Source organism: Mesorhizobium sp. WSM4819, assembly GCF_055811215.1.
In genome coordinates this window covers 1-21802 of the sequence record NZ_JBVVQO010000011.1, presented here as the reverse complement: position 1 = coordinate 21802, position 21802 = coordinate 1, and the positions used below count along the sequence as shown (strand labels likewise).

Below are 21802 nucleotides of genomic sequence, written 5' to 3'. Positions count from 1 at the left end.
CCGATAGACGGGACCAAGAAATTCATGCCCAGATCGCCACAGGGATGCCAAATCGGTCGGCGAACGGCGGATCCGGAAATGGCCTTGCCTCGCCGCTGGCGATGCGACCGGCGATCAGCATCATCGCTGCGGCGTCGAGAAAGTCGTCGGCAGCGGCGCCTCGCGGCGGCGTCCGGTCGAGAAAGCCCCTGACATAACCGTGCCGGCAAAGCAGCGCCTTGCGTTCCGCCATGCCGGCCGGGTTGACGGCGCCCTTGATCTTCTTCGGCAGGCGCATCGCCTGGTCGTCGTTCAGCCGGCAGAAGGCGACTTCCGGATGCGATTCGAAGACTCGGCGGCGCAGTTCGGGACGCGCGATCAGCACCGCATCGATCTCGCGGATCTTGGCAAAGATGCCAAAAGCCTGGATCGAGACGCCGCGCGGCGGATCGGAGGTCGCCTTGGCGACTTCGCTTGCCTGGCGATGCGCGGCATGCCAGGCCTCGATCGTGGTGAAGCCGTCCGTTTGCGCATAAAGCGCCGCACGCGAGGGGATGGCGAAGACACTCGATTGCCTGTTGCCGAGCAGCGGCCGCACCAGCGCTTCGGGCCCGCGGCCGCGCTTTTGCGAAACATCGGGCAGGCCGATCGGCATGTCGACGGCGACAGTCGCATCGGCCGGCAATGCGTCGAGCAGTGCTGCGAAGCTTGGAAAAACGGCTGCCGAAGGTGCTGCGCCCGGATCGCGGCGAACGGCGATCCAGCCGGCCTTGCAGCCGTCGACGCCGACAACGGTCACGCCCTTTTGTCCCGCCCCGGATGCAGGAGATGGCGAAGCTGCACCATGGCCATCGGGTGCGACAGGCTCTGTGCATCGGTTTCGAGCTGCAATTCGTCGCCGCCGCGCTTGGCGGTGCGCGCCAGGATCTCGTAGACCGCCGCCGTGGTCGACTGCAGTGCCTTGATGGCCGGCTGGCCGGACAGGATGCGCGCCAGATAGACGGCCGCCGTCAGGTCGCCGAGCCCGTTGGGCGGCTTGTCGATGAGGCGATGCTCGGCGAGCAGTGCCTGGTTGCCGTTGAGCAGCAGATTGCCGGTGCCGCCGGCCATCATCGCCGGCGCCGAAGTGACCAGCATGGTCGACGGCCCGGCCTGAAGGGCGGCCGCCATCACCGCTTTGAGGTCGGGCAGCGGCGCTCCCGCCATCCATTCCAGCTCGTAGCGGTTGGGCGTGGCGATGTCGGCAATCGGCATCAGCCGGTCGCGCATGGCGATGGCGGTCGTCTCCGGCACATAGAGCCCGCCCGAATCGCCCATCACCGGGTCGCAGATATAGACGGCGTCCGGCGTCTTCGCCTTGACCGCGCCGACCAGCGAGGCGACGGCGTCGGCCTGGCCGCCTTCGCCGAGATAGCCGGACAGCACCGCGCCGACCTCGCCCAGCCACGGCGCGCGCTCGAGATCGGCCATCAGCGCCCTGAATTGATCGAGCGGCGGCACGATGCGCGTCGCCCGTCCATGGCCCGGATGCCAGGGCAGGATGACGGTCGGCACCGCCCACACCGGAAAGCCCAGCGTCTCCAGCGCAAAGACCGCGGCGCGGTTGCCGACCGAGCCGCGCGCGACATGGCTGGAAATGACGATGACCGCGCGCGGCGCGTCGTGTTCTTCGGTGCTCACGAGGTTCCTAACCCTGGATGATGAAAAGCACGAGCCAGATCAACAGGCCAATGCCGACAATGAGCCCCAGCGCCCGGCCGATGCGCGTGCCCCAATATTCGATCGGGTCCGCCCGGTCGGCGTCTGCAGCAGTGACGTCATCGCGCGCGCCCTTCGCGGTCCGCGCAACGGACGAGGCCGGGTCGGTTTCACTTGCCACGCGCTCGATGATGCGGCGCGATTCGTCGTCGCTGTCCTGGCGTCCCGCCATGGCTATGCCCTGTTTTCGCAGCGACTTTAACCTGTTCGCCCGGCCAGTTACAGGGCCTGACAGTGAATGGTAAAGCACCAGCAACGCCCCAGGTTGAGGTCATGTTCTTGCGCGCGGATTGTGGTAATGCTTCGCCCGTCAGTCTTGTTGAGGGATTTTCCATGCCTGCCCTTTCCTCCCCTTTCGTCTTCCGCAACCTGCCAGCCTTGCTGATGATGGCGATCGTGCTGCCGCTGCTGGCCGGCTGCGGCTACAACACCATTCCGACGGCGGAGGAAAACGCCAAGGCCGCATGGAGCCAGGTGCTGAACCAGTACCAGCGCCGCGCCGATCTCATTCCCAACCTGGTCGAGACGGTCAAGGGCTATGCGGCGCATGAGAAGGATACGCTCGATGCCGTGGTCGAGGCGCGCGCCAAGGCGACGCAGGTGACGGTGACGCCCGACACGCTGAGCGATCCGGAAGCGGTCAAAAGATTCCAGGACAGTCAAGCCGGCCTGACCAGCGCGCTGTCGCGGTTGCTGGCAGTGGTGGAGAATTATCCCGACCTCAAGGCCAACCAGAATTTTCTGGCGCTGCAGGCGCAGCTCGAAGGCACCGAGAACCGCATCTCGGTCGCCCGCCGCGACTATATCGAGGCGGTGCGGGAGTATAATCTGACGCTGAGGACCTTCCCGTCAGTGATTTGGGCGACCCTGTGGTTCCGCGACAATCAGCCATTCGCCAATTTCACCATCGAGGAAGACAAGATGCAGACGCCGAAGGTCGATTTCGGCACGCAGCAGGGCGGGTGAGAACAGCTGGTTGGCGTTGTCCCTGTTGGCCTTGCACTCCGTCGCGCCCCCCTCTGTCCTGCCGGACATCTCCCCCACAAGGGGGGTGGGACGGAACGCAAGCCTTGCATTCCTGCCGGTTGCTCTAGCCCTTCTCTACTTAGCCCTCTTCCTCCCCCTCGCCACCCTTGCCGCCGAATTGCCTGCCCTGACCGGGCGGGTCGTCGACAATGCCGGCATCATCGATGCCGCAACCGAAGCGGCGCTGACCCGCAAGCTTGCGGATTTCGAGGCCGAGAGCTCTGACCAGATCGTCGTCGCGACGCTTCCTGGCCTCGACGGCGAGGAAATCGAGCCCTACGCCAACCGGCTGTTCCGCGCCTGGAAGCTCGGCCAGGCCGGCGAGGACGATGGCGTGCTTTTGCTGGTCGCCAAAGACGACCGCAAGATGCGCATCGAGGTCGGCTACGGGCTGGAAGGCACGCTGACCGACCTGCACACCAGGCTGATCATCGAAAACGACATGGTGCCGGCCTTCCGCGCCGGCGATTTCTCCGGCGGCATAATGAAGGCCGTCGACGACATGGTCATGGTGCTGGAAGGCAATCCGGAAGAGCTGGAAGCGCGCGGGACCCGCAACCAGCAGCCGCCGTTCAACACCGACGATCTGTTCTTTGCGATCTTCATAAGCATCTGGGCGATCATCTTCTTCGGCAGCATCGCCGCCGCCATCCTGCCGCCGATCTTCGGCCGGAAGATCGGCCCCGGCCGCTATCGCTGGCTGGGCATGATTTTCGAGCCGGGCCGGCAATCTTCTGGCGGCTGGTCGTCCGGCGGGGGCGGCTGGTCGTCGGGCGCAGGCGGCTCAGGCGGTGGCGGGTTTTCGGGCGGCGGCGGCTCGTCCGGTGGCGGCGGATCTTCAGGAAGCTGGTGAGACACGACATGGCAACTCGACCGATCAGCCCCGAGGATCATGACCGCATCGCCAAAGCGATCCGCGTCGCCGAATCGAAGACCGACGGCGAAATCTACTGCGTGGTCGCCTATGCCAGCGACGGCTATTTCTTTCCGGCGGCCTTCATGGCGACGCTGGCGATGCTCGTCGTCAGCCTCGCCGTCAGCTACGGGCTGGAATCGTGGTGGCTATCGATCCGCGTGCCGCATTTCGTCATCGCCCAGCTTCTGGCGATGGCCTCGGTGCTTGTGCTGTTGTGGGCGCTGCCCGGCTTGCGCATCCACCTGGTGCCGAGACGGCTGCGTTACCAGGCCGCGCACGCCAATGCGATAAAGCAGTTCCTCGCCCGCAACGTCCACCGCACCACGGCGCGCACCGGCGTGCTGGTCTTCGTTTCACTTGCCGAGCACTACGCCGAAGTGATCGCCGACAGCGGCATCGACAGCCGCGTCGGCCAGCATGTCTGGGACGGCGTCGTCCGCGACCTTACCGCGCATGCCCGCGACGATCGTCTCGCCGACGGCTTCATTAAGGCGATCGAAGCGACGGCTGCGGTGCTGGCCGAGCATTTCCCGGTTTCTTCCGGCGACAGCAACGAACTCGACGACCATCTGGTCGAAATCTGAGTCGCTACGAACGTTTTTTTCAGCACTCAACGGCACGTCTATGGTCTGTGCGAAAGCTTGGGAGCCGCTGACCGGACTCTTGCAATCGGGCGATGCGGGTTTATGGTTAACCAATCATGAAGACGCTGAGCATCGACATCAGGAAAGCCGAGCCGCGCGACGCAGGCGCCATCGCCGACGTGCACCTGCTGGCCTGGCGCGGCGCCTACTCCGGCATCATCCCGCATCGCACGCTGACATCGATGATCAACCGCCGCGGCGCCGACTGGTGGGCGAACGCCATCCGCCGCGCCGCCACCGTCCTGGTCGTCGAGATCGGCGGCAAGGTTGCCGGCTACGCCACGATCGGCAAGAACCGCGCCCGCGAGCTCAAGCAGCAGGGCGAGATCTACGAACTTTACGTGCGCCCGGAATATCAGGGCATCGGGCTCGGCAGCCGGCTATTCTCGGCCGCACGGGCGCGACTGGCAGACCACGGGCTGAAAGGCATGGTGGTGTGGGCGCTGGAGGACAACCAGAACGCGCTCACCTTCTATGCCGGCGCCGGCGGCCGCGACGTTGCCGAGGGAGTCGAGGTTTTCGAGCAGAAGGCTCTGAAGAAGGTCGCCTTCGTCTGGGAATGACGGCTCGACACGCCTCTCGCCAGCACCCTCAGCCGATTTCAGTACCATTCGCCGCATTGCACCATGCGCCGCTGCCCGCTATCGGTTTCCAATCGAAAGAGGGACAAAAGCCATGCGTATCGAAGCCATCGCCATCGGAAAGAACCCGCCGGAGGACATCAACGTCATCATCGAGGTGCCGATCGGCGGCGAGCCGATCAAGTACGAGATGGACAAGGAGGCCGGCACGCTGTTCGTCGACCGCTTCCTGCACACCTCGATGCGCTATCCCGGCAATTACGGCTTCGTGCCGCACACGCTGTCGGGTGACGGCGACCCGATCGACGTGCTGGTCTGCAACACGCGGGCGCTGGTGCCGGGTTGCGTCATCAATGTGCGGCCGATCGGCGTGCTGGTGATGGAGGACAATTCCGGCCTCGACGAAAAGATCATCGCGGTGCCGTCGCCCAAGCTGACGCTGCGCTACGAGAACGTCACCGAATACACGCACCTGCCAGACATCACCCGCCAGCAGGTGCAGCATTTCTTCGAGCACTACAAGGATCTCGAACCCGGCAAATGGGTCAAGATCGAAGGCTGGCATGACGCCGCCTACGCCAAGAAGATGATCGTCGAGGCGATCGAACGGGCCAAGGCAAGCAAGTAGCCGAACGCCTGAAGTTGCGAGCAAACTGCTGGCATAACGCCGCCCCTCATCCGCCTGCCGGCACCTTCTCCCCGTGAACGGGGAGAAGCCGCTGACCTCGACCTTGGCGCCCATTCAGCAACGGTGGTAATCGGCGAAACCATTGATGGCTGCGTCTTTCTCCCCGTCACTATACGGGGAGAAATGCCCGGCAGGGCAATGACGGGCAGCGCTGACCGACGTTACTTTTCAATGCGACGCGCTCCTAATTGTCGACGCGGCCGAAAGCGGGCGCGTTGCCGATAACCACGCGCTTGTCCTTGCCGCAGGCAAAGGTCCGCGCCTTCTCGTCGGCGAGCTTGCGGGCCTGGTCGTTGGCGCCGGGGTTGCCGGTGGCCAGCACCAGGCCGACGGTGCAGCCTTCATAGGTCTCCGGCTGGGCGACCTTGGCGACGATCAGCACGTCGGTCGGTTTGTTCTCCACCTCGGGATTGCTGATCGAGCGCCGATGAATGACCGCAAACGGGACGGCGCGATCGCCGTTCGTCTCGATGCGCCATTCGAGTTTGGATGCCGCTGAGTTGAAGGCGACAAAACTTTCCCAGACTGGGGTCATGTCGCTGGGCGGAAAACCATAAAACAGCGATTCACGCGCATCGTCGTAGGCGATCAGCACCGGGTAGCCGCGATAGCCCGAACAGGCGAGACTGGCCCAGTCGCCGTCGCCTTCCTCCGCCTGCGCGTAAGTCACGCAGTCCTTCTTCCAGTCGAGATCGGTATAGGCACTGGAAATGTCGCCGGCCCGGGCAGGCTGGCAGAGGCCGGCGAGGGCAAGCGGGATCAGCAAAAGAGCACGCATCGCGGGCAACTCCGTTTCGGGGCTGCCGCACGGTATCGTCAAACGCTATTTCTTCAAGCTCGCTTCTATCAGCAGGTCGGCATTGCGGGCCACAGACTTCGCCGGTCCGCCGGCCCCGAACAGCTGACCACTGATATAGGCGCCTTCGATCAGGAGCAGCAGCCCGTCGCCCAGCGTATCGGCGTCGCCGGCACCCATCGCCGCCGCCATGGCGCGCAGGCGTCGGCGCAATTCCTGCTTGTTGGCCTCGCTCACCACCCGGGCCGGGTGGCCACGTTCGGGATATTCGACGGCCGCATTGGTCATGCCGCAGCCGCGATAGTCGGGCTTTTGCGTGCGCTTGCCGATGCGGGTCAGGAAGGCGGCGATCTGCGCGCGCGGATCGCCGGGATGGGCAGCCACCGCCGCGTCGAAGCGGGCCCAGAACTCGAGGTCGTATTGCCGCAGATAGGACGCGGCCAATTCGTCCTTGGACGGAAAGCTGCGATAGAGGCTGGGCTTGGTGACACCGGCGCGCCGCACGATCTCGTCGACGCCGATCGCCCTGATGCCTTGCCGGTAGAACAGGTCGCGGGCAACGCGAAGGATTTTTTCGCCCGCGCGGGGCCGTTCATCCGCTTTGATCGCTGGATCAATGCTTTTCATCTAGGACATGCCGTTGCCTGCTTGACAATGTTACCGACCGGTACGTATGCTCCCATGCATTGCAACGTACCGGTCAGTAACATGATAGCTCGATCCCGCCCGTTTGGCCAGCGCTATGCTTTCGTCGTGGTGGCCGTCATTTTCCTGTGCCTGCTGATCGCGGCGGGCCTGCGGTCGGCGCCGGCCGTCATGATGCTGCCGCTGGAGGAGAGTTTCGGCTGGCGGCGCGATGTCGTCTCGCTCGCCGCGGCCATCGGCATCTTCCTCTACGGCCTGACCGGGCCGTTTGCCGCGGCACTGATGGAACGGATCGGGCTGCGCCGCACGCTGCTGGCGGCGCTGGCGCTGATGTCGGGCTCGACGGCGCTCAGCCTGTTAATGACCCAGCCGTGGCACCTGCTTCTCACCTGGGGCGTATTCTCCGGCGTCGGTTCCGGCGCGGTCGCCACGGTGCTCGGCGCCACCATCGTCAATCGCTGGTTCAAGACCAATCGCGGCCTGGTGATGGGGCTGATGTCGGCCTCCGCCGCCACCGGCCTTCTGGTGTTCCTGCCGCTGCTCGCCGCGCTCGCCCAGTCGGGCGGCTGGAAGCCGGTCGCCATCGCCATTGCGGTCGCCACCGCCTGCCTCGTGCCGCTGGTCTGGCTGCTGGTGCCGGAACGTCCGTCCGCGATCGGCATGGTGCGCTACGGCGCGGACGTCGACGACGTGCCGCCAGTTCCGCCGGCCTCGCAGGGCAATTTCCTCATGCACACGCTCAGCACGCTGCGTCGTGCCGCCGGCACGCGGGTGTTCTGGTATCTGTTCGCGACTTTCTTCATCTGCGGCTTCACCACCAACGGACTGGTCGGAACGCACCTGATCGCGTTTTGCGGCGACATGGGCATCGGCCAGGTGCAAGCCGCCGGCCTGCTGTCGCTGATGGGCATCTTCGACCTGATCGGCACGACGCTGTCGGGCTGGCTCACCGACCGTTTCGACCCGCGCAAGCTGCTCGGCGTCTATTATGGCATCCGCGGCCTGTCGCTGATCTATCTGCCTTATTCCGGCTTTTCGTCGACCAGCCTGATCATCTTCGCAGTGCTTTACGGATTGGACTGGATCGCCACCGTGCCGCCGACGCTCAGGCTGTCGAACGAGGCGTTCGGCGACCGCAGCGGGCCGATCGTCTTCGGCTGGATCGTCGCCGGCCATCAGGTGGGTGCAGCGGCGGCCGCCTTCTTCGGCGGCACCATGCGTGAATTGCAGGGCAATTACGAACTTGCCTTCCTCATCGCCGGCATGACGGCAATAGCCGCAGCCTGCCTCTCGCTGTTGATCAACACCAGCCGTCCGGCCTTCGAGCCGGAACCGCAGGCGGCTTGAGCTGTGACGGCCGAGCGCTAATCTCCCCCCTCGAGGGGAGATGGCCGCGAAGCGGCCAGAGGGGGTCGGTCCGACCGGGCTCGGCCCCTTATCGCAGACGCAGGAGGTTGGCGCTCCACGTGACACGACCCCCTCTGTCGCCTTCGGCGACATCTCCCCCTCGAGGGGGGAGATTCGCCAGCCTGTTGATCGTCAGAAAACCTTCATGGTTTCGAGATGTGCGTGAAACATTGAGGCTGGACCTTGGCGGCGACGTTTAAGCCATCCAGGAGACAGCCATGAACAAGATTTCGCGCCGCGCTTTTGTCACGTCGGCGAGCGCCGCCGGCCTCGTCGGCGTATCGGGCCTCGCGCTTCCCTATTATTCACGCGCCAATCAGCGGCCCGCCTTCACCCATGGCATCCAGTCGGGCGATGTCGACGCAACCAGCGGCGTGGTGTGGACGCGGACCGACCGCCCTTCGCGCGTCATGTTCGAAGTCTCGTCCACGGAGAATTTCGCCAATCCCTTGCGCCTTGCGCCGCTCGATACGTCGCCGGCCAGCGATTACACGGTAAAGCGGCTGCTCACCGACCTTACCTCCGACCAGGACATCTTCTACCGCATGGTCGCGGCCGATCTTGCCGACATCAACGCCGTCTCCGAGCCGATCGTCGGCCGCTTCCGCACGGCGCCGGCCTCGAAACGCGACATCCGCTTCGCCTGGTCGGGCGATACCGCCGGCCAGGGCTGGGGCATCGACGACACCGGCATGAAGACCTATGCCACGATCGGCAAGCATACGCCCGACTTCTTCCTGCATTCCGGCGACACCATCATCTATGCCGACGGCCCGATGAAGGACGAGGTCGAGCTGCCCGGCGGCAGCAAGTGGAAGAACAAGGTCCTCATCGACGAAAAGCGCAAGGTTGCCGAGACGCTGGACGAGTACCGCGGCCAGTGGAAGTACAACATGATGGACAGACATGTGCTGGGGATCAACGCCATCTGCCCGACCTTCTATCAGTGGGACGACCACGAGGTGGTCAACAACTGGTCGGATTCGAAGAACCTGAGCGCCGACGACCACTACTCGGAAAAAAACATCCATGTGCTGGCGGCACGCGCGGCACGCGCCTTCCACGAGATGACGACGATCCGCTACGAGCCGTCGGAACCGGGCCGCGTCTATCGCAAGATCGCCTACGGGCCGCTGCTCGATGTGTTCTTCCTCGACATGCGCTCCTATCGCGGCGCCAACGGTCCTGGCATGCAGGATACGGTGACGCCGCAATCGCGCATCCGCGGCGAACAGCAGATGAAATGGCTGAAGCGCGAACTGGCAAACTCCAACGCGACCTGGAAAATTATCGCCGCCGACATGCCGCTCGGTCTCATCGTCTGGAACGACGCCACCAACAAGGCCGGCGCCGAGGCCGTCAGCAATGGCGACAATGGCCCGGCCAAGGGCCGCGAACTGGAAATGGCCGACCTCCTTCGCTACATAAAGAATGCCGGCATCACCAACACCGTCTGGCTGACCGCCGACGTGCACTACACGGCGGCGCATTACTACAATCCCGACAAGGCGCAGTTCCAGGACTTCAATCCGTTCTGGGAATTCGTCTCGGGTCCGCTCCATGCCGGCACCTATGGACCCAATGATTTCGACATGACCTTCGGCCCGGAGCTGAAATTCATCAAGGCGCCAACCGCCGAGCAGGGGCAGAACCTGCCACCCTGGCCGGCCTGCAGTTCTTCGGCCTCGTCGACATCGATGGCGCCACTGAACAGATGACGGTGCGGCTGATGGATCGCGACGACAATGAACTCTACAAGGTCACGCTCGACCCGGTGCATTCGGCGTGAGGGGCTGGGTCACTTTGTATCAATCCTGGGTGACGTCGCGCTGCCCCTCATTGCCCTGCCGGGCATTTCTCCCCGTAAATGGGGAGAAAGTGGCCCGCATCGAAGATTTCGCTAATCGCGAACATTGTAGAGCCGACATTTAGCGCAGCGGGGCTTCTCCCCGTTTACGGGGAGAAGGTGCCGGCAGGCGGATGAGGGGCTGCGCCGGCGTTAGCAAAACTTCAGGAAGGGTCGATCCGACCTTTCCGACAATGTGCGGAAAGCAGTCCTAATCCGGATAGCAAACGGTCGGAATATTGGGCCAAACAGCGCTGTCGCAGTTGGCGGCCTCCTGCCTTTGCTTGAAGGCGGCGCTGACCGGCCCGGTCACCACCGGGTCGACGCCATCGGGAGCGTCGGCAAACAACTGCTCCGCCGTTCGGGCGTCCGACGGCGGGGCAGTCTCCTTCGACGTCGCGGCCGACTGTGCCACGCCTGCCGCAAGCAGAACGGCGAGCGCAGCCCATGCAAGGATTGGCCGGTATCTGATGCCCGTTTTGCTCATGAAATTTGAACTGTCCCGACCGTGAAAGGTTCCGCTTTGGTTAATAATTCAATTTCACACCAAGACGCTTAAGATTTGGTGACCATGTATTTGGTGGCACGCCTCCTCTTTCGCAATTGCGAAAAACCCTGTATGAGCCGCCCAACCGAAAGAGGCAGCGCCTTTTGGCCTGCTGCCTGCAACGCTCCCGAGACCACAACATGAAAATTCGTAATATCGCGATCATCGCGCACGTCGACCATGGGAAAACCACCCTCGTCGACCAGCTCCTGAAACAGTCCGGTTCGTTCCGCGACAACCAGCGCGTTGCCGAACGCGCCATGGATTCGAACGACCTCGAAAAGGAACGCGGCATCACCATCCTGGCCAAGGCGACCTCGGTCGACTGGAAGGACACCCGCATCAACATCGTCGACACCCCCGGCCACGCCGATTTCGGCGGTGAAGTCGAGCGCATCCTGTCGATGGTGGATTCAGCCATCGTGCTGGTCGACGCCGCCGAAGGGCCGATGCCGCAGACAAAATTCGTCGTCGGCAAGGCGCTCAAGGTCGGATTGAAGCCGATCGTCGTCATCAACAAGATCGACCGGCCGGACGCCCGCCACGTCGAGGTGGTCAACGAAGTGTTCGACCTGTTTGCAGCGCTCGACGCCACCGACGAGCAGCTCGACTTCCCGATCCTTTACGGCTCGGGCCGCGACGGCTGGGTGTCGGAAAACCCCGAAGGCCCCAAGGACCAGGGTTTGGCGCCGCTGTTCGACCTCGTCATCGAGCACGTGCCGGCGCCGACCGTCCACCCCGGCCCGTTCCGCATGATCGGCACCATCCTGGAAGCCAATCCGTTCCTTGGCCGCATCATCACCGGCCGCATCGAATCCGGCACGCTGAAATCCAACCAGGCGGTCAAGGTGCTGCATCATGACGGCACCCAGGTCGAAACCGGCCGTATCTCCAAGATCCTGGCTTTCCGCGGTCTCGAGCGCCAGCCGATCGACGAAGCGCAGGCGGGCGACATCGTCGCCATCGCCGGCCTGTCGAAGGGCACCGTCGCCGACACGTTCTGCGACCCGTCGGTGACCGAGCCGCTGCACGCGCAGCCGATCGATCCGCCGACGGTGACGATGTCGTTCCTCGTTAACGATAGCCCGCTGGCCGGCACCGAGGGCGACAAGGTGACCAGCCGCGTCATCCGCGACCGCCTGCTGCGCGAGGCCGAAGGCAATGTCGCGCTGAAAATCGAGGAATCGCCGGACAAGGATTCGTTTTTCGTCTCCGGCCGCGGCGAATTGCAGCTTGCCGTGCTGATCGAGACGATGCGCCGCGAAGGGTTCGAGATCGCCGTGTCGCGGCCGCGCGTCGTCATGCAGAAGGGCGAGAATGGCGAGTTGCTCGAGCCGGTCGAGGAAGTCGTCATCGACGTCGACGAGGAGCATGCCGGCGTCGTCGTGCAAAAAATGTCGGAGCGCAAGGCCGAGATGGTCGAATTGCGCCCGTCAGGCGGCAACCGCCAGCGCATCGTCTTCCACGCGCCGACGCGCGGCCTGATCGGCTACCAGTCGGAACTGCTGACCGACACCCGCGGCACCGCCGTCATGAACCGGCTGTTCCATGCCTACGAGCCTTACAAGGGTGAGCTGCCGGGCCGCACCAACGGCGTGCTGATCTCCAACGAACAGGGTGAATCAGTGGCGTATGCCATGTGGAACCTGGAAGACCGCGGCCCGATGGTCATCGATCCGGGCGTCAAGGTCTATCAGGGCATGATCATCGGCATCCATTCACGCGACAACGACCTCGAGGTGAACGTGCTGAAGGGCAAGAAGCTGACCAACATCCGCGCCGCCGGCAAGGATGAGGCGGTGAAGCTGACGCCGCCGATCCGCATGACGCTGGAACGCGCGCTGGCCTGGATCCAGGACGACGAGCTGGTCGAAGTGACGCCGAAGACCATCCGCCTGCGCAAGCTCTATCTCGACCCGAACGAGCGCAAGCGTTTTGAGAAGTCGGCGAAAGTGGTCGGCGCGGCGTAAGGCCATTTCTTCTCAGCGATTGTGAGGAAGGGAGCACGCGCGTGCTTCCTCCCATTTTACTTTACCCGCCGGCAGCCGAGATGATGGCCTCGCGATCGGATTCGCGGGCCAGATCGATGCGCATCACCGTTCCCGCTCGAGCCGGCTTGCGCAAGGCTTTGGACCCATCCGGATCAACGACCAGCAGTCTCTTCGCGTCCCAGGCCTGGAGCCGCGATCGCGAGATGTCGAGTTCACCGGCGAGCAACCGGTCGAGCCGCAGCGCTGTCGGCATTTCGAGCCTGAGCTGGAGCCCTAGAGCGGTGGTGTTTTCCGGCCTCTCCCCGAGCACCTGCTTGTGAACGGCGGCTTCAGGAAACTCCTCGACGCGCCCGACCCTGCTTCGCAGTGCGACAGCATCGAAAGCATGGCGACGCGCCAGGGCCGGGTCGTTGCTTTCGAGTGCCTGCAGCAGCGCAGACTCGATATCGCGGCGGTTGCACCGCTCCAGAATACCGAAATTCCAGGAATTGTCGCAATCGACGCAGCGATAGATCAGCCACGCATCGATGCGTTTACCATTGGCGTTGACGCGGAATTTCCCGCTGCTGTGGTAAGCCTTCAGGCTGTTGCAACGGTTGCAGTTGATGTGCGGTCGAGGTGCGGTTTTGGGTGCGATCGTCCAGCGGATACGCAGTGTCGAAGACATGCCGAAAAGCCCTTCCCGTCGGGAAGTTCGTCAGATCGGCGATGTCGAGATGCCCATGCGGGCACGGCGTGGCGAGAGGCTGCGGTGGTCGGGAATCAGATGTCGCGGGTGGCAAAACGCGACAGCGGTTCAGCAGTGCCAAACCGGTCTCGAACCGCCGCCCTGAGGAACACATTATATGAAACAGACGCTGCGAATGCGGCGCCATGCATTGTGTCGGGGGAGTTGACGAGACCGGCGGTTACGTAGGCAAAGTGAAGCTCGAAATTGTGTCGGGACGAAACTTCTAGCCGCGCGGTGTCAAGCCGGCAAGCCTCTTCCTTGACCGATGCTACCGCCGGTGGAACGCTTCCGCTACAATTGAACTGATCAACGTCTCAAGCAAAGATCCCGGTCATGCAAGTCACCTCGCTTTTGATCTTCGCCGCCGCCCTTTTCGTCGCCGCGGGCTCGCCCGGCCCGTCGATTGCCGCCCTGGTGGCGCGGGTTATCGCAAAGGGCTTTCGCGACGTGTTTCCATTCCTGCTCGCCATGTGGATCGGCGAGGCCATCTGGCTGTCGCTGGCGGTGTTCGGGCTGGCGGTGGTGGCGCAGACCTTCCATCTCGCCTTCGTCGTGCTGAAATGGGTCGGCGTCGCCTATCTCGCCTGCCTCGCCTGGAAGATGTGGACGGCCCCGGTCGAGGCGCGCGAAGGCGAGATGCCGCGCGAGGAGTCGGCCGTCAAACTGTTCTTTGCCGGCATGGCGGTGACGCTCGGCAATCCCAAGATCATGATGTTCTACCTGGCGCTGCTGCCGACCATCATCGATCTCGCCTCGGTGACGGTCGTCGGCTGGATCGAGCTGACGCTGACCATGGCCGTGGTTCTGGTCGCCATCGATCTGGCCTGGGTGCTGGCGGCAGCGCAGGCGCGAAAACTCTTGAAGAGCAGGCGGGCGATGAAGATCGCCAACCGCGTCAGCGCCACCACGATGGCCGGTGCCGCGGCGGCGATCGCGGCGCGATCCTGAGCCGGTGCATCAACCCATTTCGATGATCGGCGCGATCTCGACGCTGAAACCCGGGTCCTTCAGGATAGGACAATCCTTGGCCTTGGCGACGGCATCGTCGATGTCGTTCGCTTCGATGATTGTGTAACCGGCGGTCGGATTGCTGCCGCCATTGTTCTCGACCTTGCCGCCGGGCAGCACGGTCTTCGACATGCCGACCGGATTGCCACCGTCGACCACGGCCGAGCCAAGCTTGCCGTACCAGCCGTTCCAGGCATCCATCGCCGCTTGCCGTTCGGCCTCGTCGGTCGGCATCTTGCCGGAGCCGTGATAGACATAGAGAAATTTCGCCATGTTCTCCTCCGTTGATCTTCCGTTGATCGGCGGGCGTCGAACCGACATGCGGTCACGCCGCAGGGGCAATCATCGGACCAAACCGGCAAAGACGCAACGAGAATGCGAATCAATAATGTGAGGTCCGGTTGGCTCGCAACCGCCATGCTCTCACCGCGCCATCGCGTGGTATGTCGGTGAAGGCGCGCAGCTTCGTCTCATCGAAAGCGTAGGCCAAAAGCACATTGGGAACGAGGCCGAGCTTCTCCTCGCATTTGGCGAAATAGGCTTTCGTCGCTTCGCTGAGTTCCGCAGGCGCGAGGTCAAGTGCGACGATTTTGTCTTTTATGGCGGATTTTCTCCTCATTTTCGGTGACCCACCGGCGAATCCCGACATTTCGTCGCAAGCGGCCAAACCTTTGTCGCCAAATATCGGTCATCTGCTACCATAGTCGCAAAACATATGACGGGAGGGATTTAGCGACATGGCCGGCCTGAAATCTGCAAGCCAGTTGAAAAAGATAAGCACGGCCAAGGGCAGCGAGAAACCCGGCAGGCTTGCCGATTACCTGCTGGCCCGTGCGCCGGCCGAAGATGTCGCCGCCTATGAGGTCACCGCCCTCGAACGCGCAGCCGATCTCGCCGGACGCGCCGTCGCCAGGCACAAGAAGGGCGATTGCGTCGTCGCCATAGAGGTTGATTCCGGTGTCGTGCGCCAGGGCAGGCCGATGACGGTGATCACCGTCGTCAACGACAACATGCCGTTCCTGTTCGATTCCATCCTCGGCGAGATCACCGAGAGCGCCGGCGAACCGCTGCTGGTTACCCATCCGGTCATCGTCGTCAGGCACGGTAAGAGCGGCGTCGACGAAATCCTCGGCGATGGCGGCTTCGCCAAGGGCGATCACAGTCATGAACGGCTGAGCGTCATCCACGTCCATATCGGCCGTCTTTCGTCCGAGCAGGCCGAGGCATTGGCTGACCGGCTGAAGAAAATATTGGGCCAGGTGCGCGCCGCCGTCACTGACTGGAAGCCGATGCTGGCCCGCCTCGACCAGGCAATCTCCGAGTTCCGCTACGCTCCGGTGCCGCTCGACAAGGCCAACGTCACCGAAGCGATCGCCCTCCTCGAATGGCTGCGCGACGACAATTTCACCTTCCTCGGCATGCGCGAGTTCAAATATACCGGCGGCGAGAAGAGCGGCACCCTGGAGCGCACCGAAAAGCCCGGCCTCGGCATCCTCTCCGATCCCGACGTGCTGGTGCTGCGGCGCGGCACCGAAGCGGTGTCGACGACGCCGGAAATCCGCGCCTTCCTGCACGGGCCGGAACCGCTGATCGTCACCAAGGCCAATGCCAAATCGTCGGTGCACCGCCGCATCTATCTCGATTACATCGGCGTCAAGACCTACACCGCCAAGGGCGTGCTTGCCGGCGAGCTGCGCATTGTCGGCCTGTTCACCTCGACTGCCTACACGCGCTCGGTGATGAAGATCCCCTACCTCAGGTCGAAAGCCGAAACCATCATCGCCAAATCCGGTTTCAACCCTGAAGACCACTCCGGCAAGGCACTGATCAACGTGCTGGAGAGCTATCCGCGCGACGAGCTGTTCCAGGTTCCGGTGCCGATCCTGCGCAAGCACGCCGAAGCCATTCTGGGGCTGATCGAGCGGCCGCGCGTCAGAGCGCTGGTGCGCGCCGATCAGTTCGACCGCTTCGTCTCGATCCTCGTCTTCGTGCCGCGCGACCGCTACGACAGCGTCGTACGCGAGAAGATCGGCACCTATCTCAAGACCGTGTTCCAGGGCCGGCTGTCGGCCTACTACCCGGCCTTTCCGGAAGGCGGGCTGGCGCGCGTCCATTTCATCATCGGCCGTTCCGGCGGCAAGACGCCGAAGGTCGACCAGGCGACGATCGAGGCAGCGATCCGCGCCATAGTGCGGACCTGGGACGACATTCTGCGCGAGACCGCGGCCGAGACCGGCGCCGATGCGGCGCTCACGGCGATCGCCTCGCGCTTCTCGGGAAGCTATCGCGACAGCTTCTCACCGGCGGAGGCGCTGGCCGATGCCGGGCGCATCGCCAGGATCAGCGCGGCCAATCCGATCGCCATAGACTATTATCGTCATGCCAACCAGGAACCGCATCAGGCGGCGCTGAAGATCTATCACCATGGCAGCCCGGTGGCGCTGTCGCGACGGGTGCCGGTGCTGGAGAACATCGGTTTCCGCGTTATCAGCGAGCGCACCTTCGAGGTTGGGGACGAGGCTTCCGGCATGATCAATAGTGATCAGCCGGGCATGGTCTTCATCCACGACATGGAACTCGAAAACAGCTACGGCAAGCCGATCGACCTTGGCGACCGCGGCGCGCTGTTCGAAGACGCGTTCCTTTCCGTCTGGCGCGGCGACATCGACAATGATGGCTATAACGGCCTTGCCCAGACCGCCGGCCTGTGGTCGGGCGAGATTTCCATCCTGCGCGCCTACGGCCGCTATCTGCAGCAGGCCGGCATCCCGCAAAGCCAGGATTTCATTGCCGCCGCGCTCAACCGCTATCCGGAGATCGCGCGCGGCCTGCATGAGCTGTTCGTCGCCCGCCTCGGACCGACGGCGCAGACGGAAGGGGCGGTCGCGGCCAGGCACCTCAAGGCCAAGATCAGGGATGCGCTGGAAGAGGTTCCCAACATCGACGACGACACCATTGTCCGTCGCTACCTCAACCTGATCGAAGCCTCGCTGCGCACCAATCATTTCGTTCCGGATCTGAAGGAGAAGGGCCAGTCGCTGGCGATCAAGCTCGATTCGCAAGCGGTCGACGGCCTGCCGGCGCCGCGGCCGTGGCGGGAGATCTTCGTCTACGGCTCCGAAGTCGAGGGCGTGCATCTGCGCTTCGGCCCGGTCGCGCGCGGCGGCCTGCGCTGGTCGGACCGCGCCCAGGACTACCGCACCGAGGTGCTCGGCCTGGTCAAGGCCCAGCAGGTCAAGAACGCGGTGATCGTGCCGGTTGGCGCCAAGGGCGGTTTCTATCCGAAGAAGCTGCCGATGGGCGCCGGCCGCGACGCTATCTTCGAAGCCGGCGCGTCCGCCTACAAGAATTACGTCTCCAGCCTGTTGTCGATCACCGACAATATCGGCCTGGACGGCGTCATTCCGCCGGCTGAGGTCGTGCGGCGCGACCAGGACGACCCCTATTTCGTCGTCGCCGCAGACAAGGGCACGGCGACCTTCTCCGACACCGCCAATGCCATCAGCGAGAAGCATGGCTTCTGGCTCGACGACGCTTTCGCCAGCGGCGGCTCGGCCGGCTACGACCACAAGAAGATGGGCATCACCGCCAAGGGCGCCTGGGAAGCGGTCAAGCGGCATTTCCGCGAGATGAACCGCGATATCCAGGCCACACCCTTCACCGTTGTCGGTGTCGGCGACATGTCGGGCGACGTGTTCGGCAACGGCATGCTCCTGTCCGAGCAGACCCGGCTGATCGCCGCCTTCGACCATCGTGACATCTTCATCGATCCCGCTCCCGACATGGCGGTTTCGATGGCCGAGCGCCGGCGCATGTTCGCCCTCGCCCGTTCGAGCTGGCAGGACTACGACAAGACAAAACTGTCCGAAGGCGGCATCATCGTCTCGCGCAGCCAGAAATCGATCACGCTGCCGCCGGCCGCGGCCGCGGCGATCGGCCTCGGCAAGACGACCGCCTCGCCGGTCGAGATCATGAGCGCCATCCTCAAGGCGCCGGTCGACCTTTTGTGGTTCGGCGGCATCGGCACCTATCTCAGGGCATCGACGGAAAGCAACCAGGACGCTGGCGATCGCGCCAACGATGCCATTCGGGTGACTGCGCTCGAAGTGCGCGCCAAGGTCATCGGCGAGGGCGCCAATCTTGGCGCGACGCAGCGGGCCCGCATCGAGTTCGGGCTGAATGGCGGGCGCTGCAATTCCGACGCCATCGACAATTCGGGCGGCGTCAACTGCTCCGACGTCGAGGTCAACATCAAGATCGCGCTGGCTTCCGCCATGCGCAAGGGGGCGCTGACCCGCCCCGCGCGCAACAAGCTTCTCGCCGAAATGACCGACGAGGTGAGCGCGCTGGTGCTGTCCAACAATTACGAGCAGACGCTGGCGCTGTCCCTTGCCCGCAAGCGCGGCCTTGCCGATATCGCCCATCAGAGCCGTTTCATGGCAGCGCTCGAGGCGCGCGGCCTGCTCGACCGAAATGTCGAAGCTCTGCCGTCGCCGGCAGCCCTTGCCGAGCGCGAGACGCGCGGCGAGCCGCTGACCAGGGCCGAGCTCGGCGTGCTGTTGGCCTATGCCAAGATCGTGCTGTTTTCCGACATCGTCGCCAGCGACGTGCCGGACGATCCGCATTTCGACCGTGACCTGATGGGCTATTTTCCGGACCGTATGACGAAGAAATTCGCGGCCGAAATCCATGGCCATCGCCTGCGCCGCGAAATCATCGCCCGTGTCGTCGCCAATGATCTGGTCAATCGCGGCGGCTCCCCCTTCGTCAACAGGCTGCAGGAAGCAACCGGCCGCAGCACGGCCGACGTGGTCCGGACCTTCGCTGTGGTGCGCGACGGCTTTGGCTTGCCGGCGCTCTATCGCCAGATCGACGCGCTCGACAACCAGATCGACGGACAGGTGCAGCTCGACCTTTATCAAGCCGTCAGTCGGCTTACCTATGTCGCCAGCGGCTGGTATCTCAAGAACGATACCAGCACCGCTCCGCTCGGCCAACGGATCGCCGAATTGCAGAACGCCCGCAAGGCACTGGAGCCGAAGCTCACTTCGTTGCTTCCGGCGTTCTCGCGCGAGCGGATAGAGGAGCGACGGCATGGTCTGGCTAAGGGCGGCGCGCCCGAACAGCTGGCAGAACATCTGGCGCTGACCGATGTGGTCGGCGTCGTGCCAGACATCGCGCTGACGGCCCGAACGGCCAACGCCGACATCATCGCCGCCGCCAAGGCGTTTTTCGCGGTCAGCGATGCCTTCCGCATTCCGCGCGTCGAGGATGCGGCGCGCTCGATCGCGCCGTCCGACTACTACGATCAATTGGCGCTTTTCCGCGCCACCGACATGATCGGCGCAGCCAGGCGCGGCATCGCCGTGGCGGCGCTCACCGGCCATGCCGGGGCGGCGGACCCGGTGGCGGCATGGCTGGAGGCCGGCGGCGAGAGGGTCGGGCGCATCCGCGAGCGGCTGCAGGCGCTGACCGAGGGCGGCGACATCACCGTGTCGCGGCTGTCGGTGGCATCGGGGCTGATCAGCGACCTGACGGCGCTGTGAGAAGTCTTCCACATCGCGCGCGATTGCCGGCAGGAACTGCGCTATAGAGCGAAACGGTGCCCCACGTGGGGCGCCGTTCGTGGGAGGGCATATGGCCGAAATAGCAGTGCAGCGAGCGCCGGAACGCGGCATCTGGGGATGGATGCTGTTCGACTGGGCAGCACAGCCGTTCTTCACCGTCATCACCACCTTCATCTTCGGTCCTTATTTCGCTTCGCGCATGGTTCTGGATCCGGCTGCCATGCAAGCTGCCGAGGCAGCCGGTCCAGCCGCAGTTGAAGCTTACGTCGAATCCCAGCATCTACTTGGCCTGACGGTCTGGGGTTGGAGCATCGCCGCGGCGGGACTGGTCATTGCCGTTTTGTCGCCCATACTCGGCTCGATCGCAGACCAGACCGGCCCGCGAAAGCCGTGGATCGCGTGCTTTGCCGCGATCAAGATCACGAGTCTTTGTTTGCTCTGGTTTGCCGCGCCGGGCTCAAATCTGTTTCTTATCGCGGCTTTGTTTTCGCTGGCGTCGGTGGCGGCGGAATTCTCGACGGTATTCAACGATTCGATGATGCCGCGCCTGGTTCCGAAGAGCGAAATCGGCCGCATCTCGAATATGGCCTGGGGTCTTGGCTATCTCGGCGGCATGATCGCGCTGATCTTCGTCGTCGCCTTCATGGCGGGTTTGCCGGAGACCGGCAAGACGATCGTCGGTCTCGACCCGCTCCTCGGTCTCGACCCGATCTTCGGCGAAGACGCTCGGGCGACCGGACCACTGTCGGCTGGCTGGTACTTGCTGTTCATCCTGCCGATGTTCTTCTTTACCCCGGATGCCGCCAAAGGCATTCCGATCGGGCCGGCGGTGCGCGAGGGGCTGTCGGAGCTGAAGTCGACACTGGCCGAAGTGCGCCAGCGCAGCGGCATCTTCCGCTTCCTGGTCGCCCGCATGATCTATCAAGACGGCGTCAATGCGCTGCTTGCGCTGGGAGGACTTTTCGCGGCAGGGATGTTCGCCTGGTCGATCACCGAGATCGGCCTGTTCGGCATCATCCTCAACGTCGTTGCCATCGTCGGCTGCTGGATCGCCGCCCGTCTCGACACGGCGCTCGGCTCCAAGGCCGTGGTGATGATTTCGCTGGTTATGCTGTCTGTCGCGACAATCGGCATCGTCTCGACCGGACCGGGTTTCACGCTGCTCGGGATGCTACAGCTCTCCACCGCCGATTCGGGCGGCCTGTTCGGCACGGTGGCGGAAAAGGCCTACATTCTTTACGGCTTGCTGATCGGCCTTGCCTTCGGGCCAGTACAAGCCTCGTCACGCTCCTACATGGCGCGTAGCGTCACCGCGGCCGAATCGGGCCGCTATTTCGGCATCTATGCGCTGGCCGGACGGGCGACCAGCTTCCTCGCGCCGTTTCTGGTGTCGACCATAGGCTGGGTAAGCGGTTCGCAACGGCTCGGCATGGCTGTAATCGTGCTGTTCCTCGGTGTCGGCCTGGCGATCCTGGTCCGCACGCCGTATCCGGCAGACAACCCGACGGCGGAGTGAGCTTACCCTCCCCCTTGTGGGGAGGGTCGACCCGCGAAGCGGAGCGGGGTGGGGTGGCGCTACCCCGTCTCACGAACTTTAGTTGTGTGCGTCAAGTTCTGCAAAAATGGCGTGGCATTCAGCGGTGACGTTGGCGTGTCCGCCGCGCAGCCCCCGT

18 protein-coding genes and 2 pseudogenes are annotated in these 21802 nt (G+C 63.9%); 11 read left to right on the top strand and 9 right to left on the bottom strand.

Annotated elements, in window-relative coordinates:
• Positions 1 to 22: 22 nt before the first annotated feature.
• The 3 genes from AC0L18_RS12480 to AC0L18_RS12470 are packed head-to-tail and all read right to left on the bottom strand — an operon-like array spanning position 23 to position 1909.
• Positions 23 to 778, bottom strand: a complete 756-nt coding sequence (locus AC0L18_RS12480) for a DUF429 domain-containing protein (protein WP_473492482.1) — start codon at positions 776 to 778, stop codon at positions 23 to 25.
• Positions 775 to 1659: a pyridoxal kinase PdxY gene (pdxY, locus tag AC0L18_RS12475; protein WP_473492480.1), complete on the bottom strand. Its 885-nt coding sequence runs from the start codon at positions 1657 to 1659 to the stop codon at positions 775 to 777. The genes AC0L18_RS12480 and pdxY overlap by 4 nt, the downstream gene beginning before the upstream one ends.
• A 7-nt stretch (positions 1660 to 1666) precedes the next feature.
• A complete protein-coding gene (locus AC0L18_RS12470) occupies positions 1667 to 1909 on the bottom strand; it encodes a hypothetical protein (protein ID WP_128248090.1) in 243 nt (80 codons plus the stop codon).
• Between the two features lie 161 nt (positions 1910 to 2070).
• Here AC0L18_RS12470 and AC0L18_RS12465 point away from each other — a divergent pair, with 161 nt between their 5' ends.
• From AC0L18_RS12465 to ppa, 5 genes are all read left to right on the top strand, one after another.
• Positions 2071 to 2703, top strand: coding sequence for a LemA family protein (locus AC0L18_RS12465; RefSeq protein WP_023800481.1), 633 nt, complete (start codon positions 2071 to 2073; stop codon positions 2701 to 2703).
• 85 nt (positions 2704 to 2788) lie between these two features.
• Complete coding sequence (locus AC0L18_RS12460) at positions 2789 to 3616, top strand: TPM domain-containing protein (RefSeq protein WP_473492479.1); 828 nt, start codon at positions 2789 to 2791, stop codon at positions 3614 to 3616.
• 8 nt (positions 3617 to 3624) lie between these two features.
• A complete protein-coding gene (locus AC0L18_RS12455) occupies positions 3625 to 4263 on the top strand; it encodes a TPM domain-containing protein (protein ID WP_473492477.1) in 639 nt (212 codons plus the stop codon).
• Positions 4264 to 4379: 116 nt separating this feature from the next.
• Positions 4380 to 4886, top strand: a complete 507-nt coding sequence (locus AC0L18_RS12450; RefSeq protein WP_128168610.1) for a GNAT family N-acetyltransferase — start codon at positions 4380 to 4382, stop codon at positions 4884 to 4886.
• A 112-nt stretch (positions 4887 to 4998) separates the two neighbouring features.
• Complete coding sequence (gene ppa, locus AC0L18_RS12445; RefSeq protein WP_023800478.1) at positions 4999 to 5532, top strand: inorganic diphosphatase; 534 nt, start codon at positions 4999 to 5001, stop codon at positions 5530 to 5532.
• A 244-nt stretch (positions 5533 to 5776) separates the two neighbouring features.
• Here ppa and AC0L18_RS12440 read toward each other — a convergent pair whose 3' ends face one another.
• On the bottom strand, positions 5777 to 6370 hold the full coding sequence (locus tag AC0L18_RS12440) for a hypothetical protein (protein WP_473492475.1): 594 nt from the start codon (positions 6368 to 6370) through the stop codon (positions 5777 to 5779).
• A gap of 45 nt (positions 6371 to 6415) precedes the next feature.
• Entirely contained in the window at positions 6416 to 7015 is a 600-nt protein-coding gene (locus AC0L18_RS12435; RefSeq protein WP_473492474.1) for a TetR/AcrR family transcriptional regulator, read from the bottom strand.
• An 81-nt stretch (positions 7016 to 7096) separates the two neighbouring features.
• On the opposite strand from AC0L18_RS12435, the gene AC0L18_RS12430 reads away from it, so the two are divergent.
• Both AC0L18_RS12430 and AC0L18_RS12425 read left to right on the top strand, forming a co-directional pair.
• Entirely contained in the window at positions 7097 to 8380 is a 1284-nt protein-coding gene (locus tag AC0L18_RS12430) for an MFS transporter (protein WP_473492473.1), read from the top strand.
• A 278-nt stretch (positions 8381 to 8658) separates the two neighbouring features.
• Positions 8659 to 10229: pseudogene (locus AC0L18_RS12425) on the top strand (alkaline phosphatase D family protein).
• 268 nt (positions 10230 to 10497) lie between these two features.
• Here the strand turns inward: AC0L18_RS12425 and AC0L18_RS12420 are convergent.
• Positions 10498 to 10773, bottom strand: a complete 276-nt coding sequence (locus tag AC0L18_RS12420; RefSeq protein ID WP_473492471.1) for a hypothetical protein — start codon at positions 10771 to 10773, stop codon at positions 10498 to 10500.
• Between the two features lie 200 nt (positions 10774 to 10973).
• On the opposite strand from AC0L18_RS12420, the gene typA reads away from it, so the two are divergent.
• Positions 10974 to 12803 carry a translational GTPase TypA gene (typA, locus tag AC0L18_RS12415; RefSeq protein ID WP_473492470.1) on the top strand — a complete coding sequence of 610 codons (1830 nt, stop codon included), beginning with the start codon at positions 10974 to 10976 and terminating at the stop codon, positions 12801 to 12803.
• A 61-nt stretch (positions 12804 to 12864) separates the two neighbouring features.
• Here typA and AC0L18_RS12410 read toward each other — a convergent pair whose 3' ends face one another.
• Positions 12865 to 13491: a DUF1062 domain-containing protein gene (locus tag AC0L18_RS12410; protein ID WP_473492469.1), complete on the bottom strand. Its 627-nt coding sequence runs from the start codon at positions 13489 to 13491 to the stop codon at positions 12865 to 12867.
• Between the two features lie 396 nt (positions 13492 to 13887).
• Here AC0L18_RS12410 and AC0L18_RS12405 point away from each other — a divergent pair, with 396 nt between their 5' ends.
• Positions 13888 to 14502: a LysE family translocator gene (locus AC0L18_RS12405; protein ID WP_473492467.1), complete on the top strand. Its 615-nt coding sequence runs from the start codon at positions 13888 to 13890 to the stop codon at positions 14500 to 14502.
• A gap of 9 nt (positions 14503 to 14511) precedes the next feature.
• Here the strand turns inward: AC0L18_RS12405 and AC0L18_RS12400 are convergent, their stop codons facing one another.
• Both AC0L18_RS12400 and AC0L18_RS12395 read right to left on the bottom strand, forming a co-directional pair.
• The gene (locus tag AC0L18_RS12400; RefSeq protein WP_091592503.1) at positions 14512 to 14835 is read right to left on the bottom strand and encodes a YciI family protein; all 324 of its coding nucleotides are present in this window, start codon (positions 14833 to 14835) and stop codon (positions 14512 to 14514) included.
• A gap of 160 nt (positions 14836 to 14995) precedes the next feature.
• Positions 14996 to 15163: pseudogene (locus AC0L18_RS12395) on the bottom strand (peroxidase-related enzyme); the annotation flags it as partial.
• A gap of 136 nt (positions 15164 to 15299) precedes the next feature.
• Here AC0L18_RS12395 and AC0L18_RS12390 point away from each other — a divergent pair.
• Both AC0L18_RS12390 and AC0L18_RS12385 read left to right on the top strand, forming a co-directional pair.
• Positions 15300 to 20108: an NAD-glutamate dehydrogenase gene (locus tag AC0L18_RS12390; RefSeq protein ID WP_473492465.1), complete on the top strand. Its 4809-nt coding sequence runs from the start codon at positions 15300 to 15302 to the stop codon at positions 20106 to 20108.
• 91 nt (positions 20109 to 20199) lie between these two features.
• Positions 20200 to 21645 carry an MFS transporter gene (locus AC0L18_RS12385; protein WP_473492463.1) on the top strand — a complete coding sequence of 482 codons (1446 nt, stop codon included), beginning with the start codon at positions 20200 to 20202 and terminating at the stop codon, positions 21643 to 21645.
• Positions 21646 to 21802 lie beyond the last annotated feature (157 nt).